Raw genomic sequence first — 12,175 nt, 5'->3', positions numbered from 1 at the left:
CGTCCCAGCCGTGCGCGTTGACGATGGTTCGGCCGACCGGGAGGCCGACCGGCCCGGCCCGCGGCGCGTCAGTCCGCCAGCTCGACCACCATCACTTCCACGTCCGAATCCGTCCCGTTGGTACGGTACTCCCAGGTCCCGCGGGGGTCGATGCCGTTTTCGAGGGCGGTGAGAATCACCTGACCGAGAGCCGCCTCAAACTCCTCTGGACTCGACATCTCGTCGTCTGAAGTGAAGTCAGTTGTCATGGTGGGCAGCACACGCGACTGCGATACGACGCCGCCGGATCGTGGGAGTTACCACCACACGGACGAGGGACCGCAGCCGCGTGTCTCAACGACATATGACACGGCTTCGCACGGCATAACAGTACCGGAACGCATGGTACACCAAGTTACTATCGGCGCCGTCAGAGCACCGCTACCGAGTCTTTAACGCGGTTGCGCCAGAACGGGAACGTATCTGATGAGCGTTATCGTCGAGATAACTGTCCCATCTACGGCGTTCGAGTTAGGACAGATCCTCCGGGTCGAACCGCCGACCGAGGTCACGCTCGAGACGATGGTGCCGCTCGGCGGGCGACCGACACCGTTCGTCCGGATCCGGAACGACGCCCGGGAATCGTTCGAGCGCACCGTCCGCGACCACCCCTCGGTCGACGAGATCCGACTCGTCAACACGCACGACGACGAGACGCTGTACGCGTTGGACTGGGAGCCCTCCGAGGCCTCGCTGCTGCGGCGGATCCTCGACCTGGACGCGGTGGTACTCGGCGCGACCGGCACCGCCGACGCCTGGGAGTTCGAACTCCGCTTCCCGACCCACGAGGCGCTCTCGGCGTTTCAGGACTACTACGTCGACGAGGACATCGAGGTGTCGGTCGCGCGAATCTACAACCCGACGAAACCCGACGCCGGTCCGTGGTACGGGCTGACGTCCCCGCAGCGCGAGACGCTCGCGGCCGCCGTTGACGCCGGGTACTACTCGCTGCCGCGCGAGATATCCACGCAGGAGCTCGCGGACTCGTTCGACATCTCCGACCAGGCCGTGACCGAACGCCTCCGGCGCGGCATCGCCACGCTGGTACGGAACACGCTGTTGGTCGACGAGGAGGAGAGTTGACCGCCGCGACACCCGTTTTCCGCCGGACGGACCCTCAGTTCGGCGGTCGGAGGTCCCGCTCGAACTCGTCGAACCGTTCGAGGTCCTCGGGAAGGTCGTACTCGATCTCGCGCTCGTCCTGGTTGTCGGGGAGCCGCCCGTCCTCCAGTTCCTCGGCGGTCTCCTCCCAACCGGGCTTCACGCGGACGCTGCGCGCGGGCGAGCCGACGACGACGTGGTGGGCCGGAACGTCTCCCTGGACCACCGAGCGCGCGCCGACGACGCTGTTCTCCCCGATTCGGCAGCCGGCTCGGACCATCGCGTCGTAGGTGACGCGCGCGTCGGCCTCGACGATCGTGTGGAAGTTCCGGACCTCCGTCTGGTCGACGATGTCGTGGTCGTGGCTGTAGAGGTGGACGCCGTCGGAGACCGACGCGCGGTCGCCGATCGTCAGCTTCCCGCGGTCGTCGAGGTGGACGTCGTCGTGGATCACGACGTTGTCGCCGACCTCGATGTTGTGGCCGTAGGTGACGGAGATACCCTTGAAGAAGCGGCAGTTCTCTCCGCACTCGGCGAACAGGTGGTCCCCGAGCATCTGCCGGAACCGGAGCGCGAACTCGACGTTGTCGGCCATCGGCGTGGCGTCGAACTGCCGCCAGAGCCACTGGAGGTGTTTCGAGCGCTGGAACCGGTCCTCGTCCTTCTCGGCGTAGTACTCCGACTCCAGCGTCGCGTTACACGGGTCGTACCCCTGGAGACGGACGCGCTCGGCGCGCGACACGGGCTCGCCGTCCTGCCACGCCTCCCACGCCTCGCGGTCGCCGTGGAGGTCGATCAGCACGTCGCGGACGACCTCGCAGGTGTCCTCGTCCGAGGAGAGCCGCTCGTCCACCTCGTCGATGAACCCTCGGACCCCGGCCTCGGCGCCGTCCGGCAGGGACACGTGTCGCTTTGTCATCGGCGCCCTTTCGTCGCCGTCCCTCAAAGGGATTCGGTTGTGCGAACGCGGCGCCCGATCCGGTCAGTGTAGTTCGGCGTCGACGAACAGGGCGACGAGCACGCCCACGAACGCGACCGTGAAGACCGGGGCGATCGCGGCCCTACCGAACGAGAGCAGCAGGGCGGTGACCGAGACGACGGCGATCGCCGCGAGCAGGGCGACGATCGCGTCGAGTCGACGGCGGAGGGCGTCGTCCATGCCTCCACGGTTGGCGACGAGGGAGTAATATCCGACGGTCCGGGCCGTGACGCCGTGCCGCATTCTGCCACGGTCGCGGGGGGGTCCGCCGCGGTCGCTAGGAATCCGCCGCGGTCGCCAGGAATCCGCCGCGGTCGCGGGGGGTCTACCGCGGTCGTCGGAACCCCGTCGATTCCGCTCTCCCGGGACCGACCGCGCCCGATAAGTGTCCCGACCGCCAACCGACCGGTATGGAACACCGCGAACTCGGTAACTCGGGCGTCGAGGTCTCGGAGGTCGGCTTCGGCGCGTGGGTCGTCGGCACCGACTGGTGGGGCGACCGCTCGGACGACCAGGCGGTCGAGATGGTCGAGGAGGCGCTCGACGCCGGCGTCACCTACGTCGACACCGGCGACGTGTACGGCCACGGCGACAGCGAGGAGATCATCGGGAAAGCGATCGACGGCCGCCGCGACGAGGTGACGCTGTCGACGAAGGTCGGCTACGACTTCTACGACAACCCCCAGGCCGGCCACGGCGAGCTCCCGAAGGAGCTGAACCGCGAGTACCTCACCGAGGCGTTCGAGGCCTCGCTCGACCGGCTCGACACCGACTACGTCGACGTGCTCCAGCTCCACAACGCCGACGTCGACGAGGTGACGCCCGAGGTGCGCGACCTCCTCAGCGAGTGGAAGGCCGACGGTCGCGTCGGCGCGCTCGGCTGGGCGCTCGGCCCCTCGATCGGCTGGCTCGCGGAGGGCGACGCCGCGATCGAGTACGAGGAGTTCGACGCGGTCCAGACCGTCTTCAACCTCTTCGAGCAGGAGCCCGGTCGCCACTTCGTCGAGACGATCCGCGAGTCCGGCTCGGACACATCCGTCATCGCCCGCGTCCCGCACTCGTCGGGCCTGCTCAACGAGCAGGTGACGCCCGACACCGTCCTCGGGGACGGCGACCACCGCTCGCACCGCCCGGAGGAGTGGTACGAGACGGGCTGGGAGAAGGTGGAGGCGATCCGCTTCCTCGAGGACCCGGACCACGCGGAGGGCACGCGCACGATGGCGCAGGCCGCGATCCGGTGGCTGCTCGCGCACGACGAGGTCGCCTCCGTCACGCCCACCTTCCGCGACGGCGACGACATCGCCGAGTGGAGCGCCGCGAGCGAGGTGCCCCCGATCTCCGACGCCGAGTACGAGCGCCTCGACGAACTGTACGCCCGGAACTTCGACGTCGACCGCGACGACGGGATGGACGTCCTCCGCACCTCCGTCGACGGCGAGGACATCGAGGCGGCCGGCCTCGACAAGCGCGCGGCCTCGTACTGAGCGGCGACGAGTCCCCTTTTCGCCGACCCGGACTGACCCGCTTCTTTCGCCTCGAAACCGCACGACAGCGACGGGCCGCGACCGCGCAGAACCACTTTCACCGCGCCCCGGCCCGGCCGCGCCGCTGGCGGGCACGGAAACGGTGGCTCGGTGGAAACCCGTCGTCACAAGGGGCTCGGTGGGGGTAACCGACTCGTCATCGCCACCACGCCGACCGTTGCGCAGTCGCGGATATAAATGGCTCGCGACCGGTCCGGAACCCGTTTGAACCTCGACGCCCTCGGGTCCGCCTATGCGGGAGGTGACGTTCCGGATCCACCACGCCGGGGAGCCGGAGTGCGAGGTGAGCGCTCGCCACCCGGAGGTGCGCTACCGGTCCGTCTCGTCGATGACCGGGAGCGGGCCCGAGCGCAAGCGGATCGCCGAACTCACCGGGCCGCCGGCCGAGATCGAGGCGTTCGTCGAGGAGTTCCGGGAGTTCGACCTGATCGTGTCCGCGGAGCCGCTGGCGCCGATCGAGGGGACCCACGCGTACGTCGCCCTGACGATCGACGTCTCGGCGGCCGACTGGGAGGGAATCAGCGAGCGCTTCTCGCGGATGGGGATCCACTACCGGACGGGGACGACCATCTCCGGGGGCGTCGAGCGCTGGACGGCGTACCTGGAGGACGCCGACGACCTCTCGGCGGTGATGCGCGAGCTGGAACGCGGCGGCAACGAGGTGGAGCTGGCCCGGAACGTGGAGCTCGCGTCGATCGAGCGCTCCCCGCAGCTCCCCGCGTCCGGCCTCCTCGACGGGCTCACCGACAGGCAGCGGGAGGTCCTCGCGACCGCGATCGCCGCGGGCTACTACGACCACGGCGGCGGCGTCGGCGTCGAGGAGGTGGCGGCCGAGCTCGGACTCGGCACGACGACGGTGTGGGAACACCTCTCACGCGCCGAGTCCGCGGTGATGAACGCGCTGTTCGACCGGTTCGCCGAGGGCGAGCCGGTCGGGGCCGTCCGCGAGACCGATCGGTCTGATTCGTCGTAGATACGGCTCAGACCAACGTTTTTGTAGCTTCGAGACGGAGCGCCGCGTATGGACGACGGAACCGTCTCCGTGCCGGACGAGCAGTACGAGCGCCTCGCGGCCCTCGCCGCCGCCCGCGGCGTGAGCCCGGAGACGCAGGTCGCCCGGCTCATCGACGACGCGTACGCCGGCCTCGACGCCGACGGCGACGCCCCCGAGTCGCTCCCGCTCGGCGTCTGCGACGGCTCCGACGAGGAGTGAGTCGAGCGGCGGGAGGGCCAGGCGTCCGTGAGCTGCCGTGCCGGGCTCGACGGATCGATCGGCCGCCCTGTTATGCTCTCAACGCATTAGCCGCTGACTGTCGGGGGAAACACTGTCCCCGCAGGCGCGCTGTCGCCCCGGGCCGTGGCGGGCCGAAGCGTTCCGCCGACCGTTCGGAAAGTCACCGCGGCTCCGGGGCCGGAACCCGCGCATGCGCTGCGTCCGCTACTGCCGAGTAATTTCAAACAGTTGTTAGGACGGTACTTTTATTAGTCGAAAACGTACCCGTGCTGGTATGGGACTGTTTAGCAGTGGACCGAGTTACACCGATCGTGAAGAAAAGATGCTGGACTTAGTGTTCAACAGTTCGAATGACGGGAAGAGGAGAGACGCGATCGACAAATTGGCCCGCACTGAGAACGCGGCGACGGCCTTAGACGAGATCGCGTACGACCACAGCGAACGGTGGGTGCGCCGAGAGGCTATTGACAAGTTGGAGTATGCTCGGGGGAAAGAAGAGCTAATGGAGCTCGCTTTCGACCTGGACGACGAAGATCTCCGGTTACGGTGCGTCGAGGCATTGGACTCGATTAACGCGGGTTCAGAACTAGCCGAAATCGCTCAGTACGACGACGGCTCCGTCGGCAGAAAGGCGTCCAAAGTGATGTAGTTCGGCGGGAACAGTTAACTCCCGGACACGACCGACAGCCCGTATCGGGAGGTTCGGACGGCCGGATGCAGAGCCTAACTGCCCTTCGAGATCTCAGTCGCCGAACACGCTCCGTACACTCAGTACGACTCTAACACGAACGTCGACCGAGGACTTCGCCACGGCCGTCGATCCGATCTCCGTCTCGGTCCCGGTCGCGCTCGCTCCGACTCTTCCGCCGCCGTCACCCGTCGTAGGGCCACCGCCCGCCCGTCTTCAGCTCCTCGACGTACCCCTCGTCGATGGCGTCGCGGATCGACTCTCGCGACCGGTGTTCGGCCTCGACTCCCCCCGTCGCGAACCGGGAGACGGCCGCCGTGACGAGCGTCGCCATCTCGCGGAGGTCACGGGAGTCGAGCTTGTCGAGGGTGTCGGCGTGGGTATGACCCCAGCCGCGGCCGGACTGGTCGCTCGTCGTCGAGGCCATCACGGCCGGGATCCCCTCCTGAACGAACGCCCACTGGTCGCCGTGCGGCGAGATCGTCTCGCCCGTTTCGAGCGGGGCGTCGAACGCGTCCGCGACCGCCTCGAACGTCGAGCGCATCTCCTCGAACCCGTTCGTCCCCACGCGGAGGTTCCGGGAGCTACAGGCGCCGTCGAGGTTGACCACGCAGGCGATCTCCTCCTCGGGCGTCGTCTCCGCGGTGTGATACGCCCCCCACAGCCCGATCTCCTCGGAGCCGAAGGTGACGAGGCGCACCCGCGTGTCGAGGTCGTCCTCCACCGTCGCGAGCAGGCGCCCGACCTCCGCGACGAGCGCCGACCCGGCACCGTTGTCGTTGGCGCCGTCGCTCACGTCGTGGGCGTCCACGTGGGCGGTGAGGTACACCGCCTCGTCGGTGTCCGGGCCGACCTCCGCGACCGCGTTCACCGAGGTCGTCGGCTCGTTCCGGCAGTCGACATCGAGCGAGACGGTCGGGCGGTCGCCGTCCGCGGCGCCGTCTCCCGACCCGTCGCCGCCGCCCTCGGCCGCCGCGGCCAGCCGCGAGAGCCGGTCGCCGACCTCCTTCGAGACGCCGACAGCGGGGATCGGGCCCGGTCGGTTGTGGTAGCCGATCTCGCCGGTCGGCGGGAGCGCCCCCTCGATGTGGTTCCGGAAGACGAACCCGACCGCGCCGCGCTCCGCGGCCGCGACGTACTTCTCCATCCGGTGGATCCACCGGTCGCGGCTCTCCGGCGTGCGCGAGGAGGCCATCGCGACCGCCCCCTCCAGCTCGTCTTCCGCGGCCGCGAACTCCTCGTCGGTGCCGTCGCCCACGTCGACGAGCGGGGCCGTCACCTCGCCGCTCGGTGTGCCGGGCAGCGCGATCACCTCGTGGGAGCTCTCGTGGTGCCGCTCGACGGATCCCGACACCGACAGCGACGACTCGCCGCGCCACCAGCCGGGAATCTCGAACTCGTCGAGGCCGGCGTTCCGCAGGCCGGCTTCCTCGAACGCCTCGACGACGCGCTCGGCGCCGCGGCGCTCGCCGGTCGATCCCGCCATGCGATTCCCGATGTCGGTCAGGTCGGTGAGGAGGTCCCACCCGAAGTCGCTCGTCCGCGCGTCGCCCACGACGCGGTCCGGTAGCTCGGTCATACGAAGTGGTAGGGCCGCGGGTGAAAAGGGGTTGCGGGAAGCGGAGCGGCGACCGTCTCACTTCGGCTCGTCGGCGTCTTCGGCCGCGGGGTCAGGCCGGATCCGCAGCGCTCACTTCGACCTCGACCTCGTCGGGGTCGACGCCGATCCGGGCGAACTGCGTCCGGACGTGGTCGCGGGCCGCCTCGACCGCCTGGTCGCGGGTGTCGAACCCGCGGGGCATCGGCTCCTCGAAGGCGACGCGGATCTCCTCGCCGTCGACGACGAGCGGGGAGCCGCCGCTCTCGACCTCGTAGAAGGAGTCGCACACCCACACGTACGGCGCGTCCTCGTCCGGCGCGCCCTTGTAGGCGGGCGGCTCCTCGCCGCGCTCGAACACCGTGCCGGTGAGGTCCGTCCCGCCGCCGCTGCCGCGAACGAGTATCATGCCACGGGTACGGGGTCGAGCGGGATAAGGGCGCCGTGACGCCTGAGCGGTGGGAGAGCGACACGCACGGTCGCCGCCCGAGGGCAAACGCTTTCGGCCCGGCGACCGGTGGATCCGCCATGACGCTGGAGGATTTCACCGAGTTCAACGGTGACGACGACGCCGACGGCCGCGCGGACGAGGTCGACTCCGCGGCCGACGGCGGAAGCGCCGCTGACGCCGCCGACGCGCCCGGAGCCACCGCGGGGGCGGACGCGTCGTCGGGCGGGTCCGACGCGCGCGACGACGCCGAGGACGACGCCTTCGCCGCTTACGAGGCGACGCCGGCCGGCAGCGACGCGGGGCTCGGCGTCGTGTCGGTGTCGCAGGGGCTCCGCGTGGCCGAGGACGAGGAGGAGACGTCGCTGAAGGCGTTCGTCACGACGGACAACCGCGAGTCGGTGCGGCTCGGCAAGTACCTCCTGATCCCGTACCCGGACGGCGAGCGCCTGTTCTGTCGGATCACGGGCCTGGAGTACGCGCAGGAGTTCCAGTCGGACGACGCGACCGAGATCCACGCTCGTCGGCAGATGCGCCGCGACGAGTTCGCCGAGCGCGACTACAAGTTCGTCGCCGACCTGGAGCCGATGTCCGTCGTCTACGGCGAGGGCGAGGAGATGAAACGCCGGATGACGGACCGAGTTCCGAAGCCGGGCGCCGTCGTCGAGGAGGCGGCCGACGACGCCGAGATCAAGACGGGGCTGAAGATCCCCGACGACGGCGTCTTCCTCGGCCACCTCTCGGTCGGCGGCGAGAAGGTGCGGACCGCCGCGGAGCCCCCCACGGTCGACTACCGCGTGAAGGACGACTACGCCGACGGCGACCCGCTCGCCTTCCGGCACACGCTCGTCGCCGGCGGCACCGGATCGGGGAAGACGCACGCCTCGAAGAACGTCCTCCGGCAGTACCTCGATTCCGACCGGACCTACCCGATGGGCGACGGCCGCGAGTCGCGGATGGCGGTCGTCCAGTTCGACCCGCAAGACGAGTACGCGCAGATGCACGACGACAACCCCGACCTCGACGACGCGTTCGCCCGGCGGCTGGAGCGCGAGGGGATCGCCCACGGCGGCCACGACGACACCGTCGCCCTCGTGCCCCGCGTCGCGAACGCGACGTACCCCGGCGAGGGCCACCGCGCCGAGCGCGTCGAGTTCACGATACCCTTCTCGCTGGCGCGGGAGATGCCGTGGCTCGTCGCGGGCTCCGGGCTCAACGACAACCAGTACCCCGCGCTGCTGACGCTGCTCAACCGCTTCTTCGACAGCTACGGCGACTCGGGGACGTACAGCCAGTTCCTCTCGTACCTCGACGACCCGGCGCTCAAAGAGGAGCTCCACGAGAGCGGCCGGGTCCACGAGGCGACCTTCGACGCCGTCAAGCGCCGGGTCCGCGGGGTCCCGGGCGGCGTGTTCGACCAGGACGCGAAGCCGATCACGGAGCTGGACCACACGCTCGTCCGTCCCGGCGGGCTCTCGGTCGTCCCCACCTACCACCTGCCGACCTCCCGGCAGAAGGAGATCGTCGTCCTCGCGGTCGCGGGGCTGCTCATCGACGACAAGCTCTCGAACGACCCGGACAGCGACCGGATCAAGGAGACGCCGCTCCTCGTCGGGATGGACGAGGCCCACAACTTCCTCGCCGACGCCGACAACGTCCAGGCGCAGAAGGTGGTCCAGAAGTTCACCGAGGCCGCGAAGCAGGGCCGCAAGGAACGGCTGGGCCTGTTCCTGATCACGCAGGACCCGCAGGACGTGGCCGAGTCGGTGTTCAAGCAGGTAAACACGAAGATCGTCTTGAACCTCGGCGACGAGGACGCGATCTCGAGCGTCAACATCCCGACGAACCTCGCCGGGAAGGTACCGTACATGGAGAAGGGGCAGATGGTCGTCTACTCGCCGGACAACTCCGAGCCGGTCGAGCTGATCGGGCTCTCGGAGTGCGTGACCCGGCACGATTGACGAGACGTATCCGCGCCCCTCTGCGCGACGCGGCGCGCCCCGGATTACCGCCGAGCCGGAGTCGCCGCCGCCCTTTTTATCTGGAGCGGGCGAACCGCCGCGTATGAGCAAGCGCATCCTCGTCGCGGTCGACGGGTCGGAGGAGGCGGCCGAAGCGCTGCGGTTCGCGGCCGGCGAGTGGCCCGACGCCGACCTCACGGCGCTCCACGTGATCAACCCCGCGGACTCGGCGACGGGCGCCGAGGGGGGGTTCCCGGGCGCCTCCGACCAGTGGTACAAGAGCGCCAAGCAGCGCGGCGAACGGATTCTCTCCGAGGCGGTCGACGCGGTCGATCAGGAGATCGACACGCGGCTGGAGGTCGGGCGCCCGACGAAGACGATCCTCGCCGTGGCGGGCGGCGAGAAGCCTGTCGGCGAGGACGGCGACGAGCCCGGCGAACCGTTCGACCACGTCGTCTTGGCGAGTCGGGGCCGAACCGGCCTCTCGCGGGTCCTCCTCGGCAGCGTCGCGGAGGGCGTTGTCCGCCGCGCCGAGGTGCCCGTCACGGTCGTTCGGTGAGGGAGGCGCCGATCACTCCTCGGCCCGCTCGGCTCGTTCGGCGGCGACCACCTCGCCGACCATCGACCACCCCTCCTCGTCGGGGTCGGAGCGGCCGAGCAGGACCCGCTCGTAGTCCTCCGAGCTGATCAGCCGGAAGTCGGCGTCGCGGTCGGCGTCGGTCCGGACGCCCTCGCCGCGGAACTCCCGCTGAAAGAACTCCGTCGACGAGAACTCGAAGACGCCGGTCTCGCCGGAGTCGAGCTCGAGCCGTACCGGGCGGGGCTGGGCGTTGTGTATCCGTTTGGCGACGGGGTTGAGGTCGGGCATACCGGCGTGTCGCGCGGACGCCACTATAACGCGTCGCCTCGCCGCCGGACACGTCGACGTAACGCGTCGCCTCGCCGCCGGACACGTCGACGTAACGCGTCGCCTCGCCACCGGACACGTCGACGTAGTACTACTTTAATACCTCACGGCGCGTGTAGACCGTGAGAATCACCATGTTAGACGCATCGCTCACGTATCTCCGCGACGGCGACGACGCCGTCATCACCGCCGTCATCGGCGGGCTCCTGCTGCTCGCGAGCCCGCTCGTCATCCCCTCGGTTCTGGTCCTCGGCTACCTCACGCGCGTCGTGCGGCGCACCGCCGACGGCGACGACGCCCCGCCGGCCTTCGAGGAGTGGGGAGAGCTGTTCGTCGACGGCCTGAAGGCGTTCGCCGTCGTCTTCGTCTACTCGCTGCTCCCGCTCGCGGTCGTCGCGACCGCCGCGGTCGTGAGCCTCGGCGCGTTCGTCGTGGTACCGGGGAGCAGCGACGGCGGCGCGGGGGCGTTCCTCGGCGCCTTCGCCGTCGGAATCTTGGTCCTCGTCGCCGGGACCGTCGCCCTCGCGCTGTCGCTCGTCGGGCTCTACGTGACGCCGGCGGCGCTCGCCGCGGTGGCGGAGTCGGGACGGGTCGGTGACGGGTTCGCCGTCGGGGCGCTCTGGGGCGTCGTCACGAAGCGGGCGTACGCGACCGGGTGGCTCACGGCGACGGTCGTCGTCCTCGCCGGCGCGCTCGCGATCGGCGTCCTCTCCGTGGTTCCGATCCTCGGGACGATCGCCGGCGTGTTCGTCCAGTTCTACGCGCTCGTCGCCGCGGCCGCGATCGTCGGCTGGACGTGGACCGACGTGCGGCCGGTCGCGACGGAACCGTCCGAGCCGGAGTCCGCGGAACGGCCCGCGGTGTAACGGGTCGGCGTCAAAATCAGCGCAGAGAAACGAAAACGGGCCGGACGGGAGCGTTACTCGTCGAGGACGTCGTCGTACTCGCCGGCGTCGACGCGGTCGTCGAACGTCCGGGCGTCCTCGCCCTCGATGGTGACGCCGAGGGAGGCGCAGGTGCCGCCGACCTCCTTGGCGGCGGCCTTCGTGTCGTAGGCGAGCAGGTCGCTCGACTTCTGCTCGGCGACCGTCTTCACCTGTTCGATGGACATGTCCGCGACGAAGTTCTCCTGGGGCTCGCCGGAGCCGGTCTCGAAGCCGGCCTCGTCCTTGATAAGCTCCGCGGTGGGCGGCACGCCGACCTCGATGGTGAACGAGCCGTCGTCGTCGTAGTCGACGGTGACGGGCACTTCCATGCCGTCGAACGCGGCGGTCTCGTCGTTGATCTGCGCGACGACGTCTTGAACGTCCACCGGCGTCGGTCCGAGCTCGGGACCGAGCGGCGGGCCGGGGGTGGCCTGCCCGCCGGGGACGAGCGCTTCGATAGTTCCAGCCATGTCCGTACGAACCCGACGCCGACTTTTAACGGTTGTTCTTTCGGGTAGGGGGAGTCAGCGGTTCGCACACCTTACATCTCGCGTAACTGGCGGTGAACGACCGTTTCGACGAGCTACGTAGATCCAGTGCGGATTTATAAAGGATCTCGATATTCCTAGTGGAGCAATAGCGAACCCCTAGCCGCTCATTTATAAATGTCTGATGCCGGATCGGCGGAGAACGCCCCCAAAGCCCCAGTCCCTCGTTTATAAATAGTTGATCGCGGTTCGGCGGCGAACAC

The 12,175-nt window shown here is 69.2% G+C and carries 15 protein-coding genes; 8 read left to right on the top strand and 7 right to left on the bottom strand.

What is annotated here, in order from left to right; all coding sequences use genetic code 11:
- Positions 1 to 68: 68 nt before the first annotated feature.
- Complete coding sequence (locus EXE45_RS02050; protein WP_092920107.1) at positions 69 to 248, bottom strand: hypothetical protein; 180 nt, start codon at positions 246 to 248, stop codon at positions 69 to 71.
- 217 nt (positions 249 to 465) lie between these two features.
- Between EXE45_RS02050 and EXE45_RS02045 the strand changes: the two genes are divergently transcribed.
- Positions 466 to 1,122, top strand: coding sequence for a helix-turn-helix domain-containing protein (locus EXE45_RS02045; protein WP_092920108.1), 657 nt, complete (start codon positions 466 to 468; stop codon positions 1,120 to 1,122).
- Positions 1,123 to 1,156: 34 nt separating this feature from the next.
- Here the strand turns inward: EXE45_RS02045 and EXE45_RS02040 are convergent, their stop codons facing one another.
- Both EXE45_RS02040 and EXE45_RS19565 read right to left on the bottom strand, forming a co-directional pair.
- On the bottom strand, positions 1,157 to 2,059 hold the full coding sequence (locus EXE45_RS02040; protein WP_092920109.1) for an acyltransferase: 903 nt from the start codon (positions 2,057 to 2,059) through the stop codon (positions 1,157 to 1,159).
- A gap of 63 nt (positions 2,060 to 2,122) precedes the next feature.
- A complete protein-coding gene (locus EXE45_RS19565) occupies positions 2,123 to 2,299 on the bottom strand; it encodes a hypothetical protein (RefSeq protein WP_158293682.1) in 177 nt (58 codons plus the stop codon).
- Positions 2,300 to 2,529: 230 nt separating this feature from the next.
- On the opposite strand from EXE45_RS19565, the gene EXE45_RS02035 reads away from it, so the two are divergent.
- From EXE45_RS02035 to EXE45_RS02020, 4 genes are all read left to right on the top strand, one after another.
- The gene (locus tag EXE45_RS02035) at positions 2,530 to 3,603 is read left to right on the top strand and encodes an aldo/keto reductase (protein ID WP_092920110.1); all 1,074 of its coding nucleotides are present in this window, start codon (positions 2,530 to 2,532) and stop codon (positions 3,601 to 3,603) included.
- Positions 3,604 to 3,895: 292 nt separating this feature from the next.
- Positions 3,896 to 4,636, top strand: a complete 741-nt coding sequence (locus EXE45_RS02030) for a helix-turn-helix domain-containing protein (RefSeq protein ID WP_092920111.1) — start codon at positions 3,896 to 3,898, stop codon at positions 4,634 to 4,636.
- 48 nt (positions 4,637 to 4,684) lie between these two features.
- Positions 4,685 to 4,876, top strand: a complete 192-nt coding sequence (locus EXE45_RS02025) for a hypothetical protein (RefSeq protein WP_092920112.1) — start codon at positions 4,685 to 4,687, stop codon at positions 4,874 to 4,876.
- Positions 4,877 to 5,171: 295 nt separating this feature from the next.
- Entirely contained in the window at positions 5,172 to 5,546 is a 375-nt protein-coding gene (locus tag EXE45_RS02020) for a hypothetical protein (protein WP_137693386.1), read from the top strand.
- Between the two features lie 223 nt (positions 5,547 to 5,769).
- Here EXE45_RS02020 and EXE45_RS02015 read toward each other — a convergent pair whose 3' ends face one another.
- Both EXE45_RS02015 and EXE45_RS02010 read right to left on the bottom strand, forming a co-directional pair.
- Positions 5,770 to 7,164 carry a M28 family peptidase gene (locus EXE45_RS02015; protein ID WP_137693385.1) on the bottom strand — a complete coding sequence of 465 codons (1,395 nt, stop codon included), beginning with the start codon at positions 7,162 to 7,164 and terminating at the stop codon, positions 5,770 to 5,772.
- Positions 7,165 to 7,255: 91 nt separating this feature from the next.
- Positions 7,256 to 7,591, bottom strand: coding sequence for a hypothetical protein (locus tag EXE45_RS02010; RefSeq protein ID WP_092920115.1), 336 nt, complete (start codon positions 7,589 to 7,591; stop codon positions 7,256 to 7,258).
- A gap of 119 nt (positions 7,592 to 7,710) precedes the next feature.
- Between EXE45_RS02010 and EXE45_RS02005 the strand changes: the two genes are divergently transcribed.
- Positions 7,711 to 9,591 (top strand): ATP-binding protein, encoded by a 1,881-nt coding sequence (locus EXE45_RS02005; protein WP_092920116.1) that lies wholly within the window; start codon positions 7,711 to 7,713, stop codon positions 9,589 to 9,591.
- A 103-nt stretch (positions 9,592 to 9,694) separates the two neighbouring features.
- Positions 9,695 to 10,150: a universal stress protein gene (locus tag EXE45_RS02000; protein WP_096395130.1), complete on the top strand. Its 456-nt coding sequence runs from the start codon at positions 9,695 to 9,697 to the stop codon at positions 10,148 to 10,150.
- Between the two features lie 12 nt (positions 10,151 to 10,162).
- Here EXE45_RS02000 and EXE45_RS01995 read toward each other — a convergent pair whose 3' ends face one another.
- Positions 10,163 to 10,459 carry a transcriptional regulator gene (locus EXE45_RS01995; protein WP_092920118.1) on the bottom strand — a complete coding sequence of 99 codons (297 nt, stop codon included), beginning with the start codon at positions 10,457 to 10,459 and terminating at the stop codon, positions 10,163 to 10,165.
- A gap of 173 nt (positions 10,460 to 10,632) precedes the next feature.
- On the opposite strand from EXE45_RS01995, the gene EXE45_RS01990 reads away from it, so the two are divergent.
- Positions 10,633 to 11,364 (top strand): DUF4013 domain-containing protein, encoded by a 732-nt coding sequence (locus tag EXE45_RS01990; RefSeq protein WP_137693384.1) that lies wholly within the window; start codon positions 10,633 to 10,635, stop codon positions 11,362 to 11,364.
- A gap of 53 nt (positions 11,365 to 11,417) precedes the next feature.
- On the opposite strand, the gene EXE45_RS01985 is transcribed toward EXE45_RS01990, so the two are convergent.
- Positions 11,418 to 11,894, bottom strand: coding sequence for a 50S ribosomal protein L11 (locus EXE45_RS01985; RefSeq protein ID WP_137693383.1), 477 nt, complete (start codon positions 11,892 to 11,894; stop codon positions 11,418 to 11,420).
- Positions 11,895 to 12,175 lie beyond the last annotated feature (281 nt).

Origin of the sequence: Halorubrum sp. SP9 (assembly GCF_005435015.1) — an archaeon.
GTDB lineage: Archaea > Halobacteriota > Halobacteria > Halobacteriales > Haloferacaceae > Halorubrum > Halorubrum sodomense.
The sequence above is the reverse complement of the archived record's forward strand: the minus strand, read 5'-3'. Positions and strand labels throughout refer to the sequence as shown.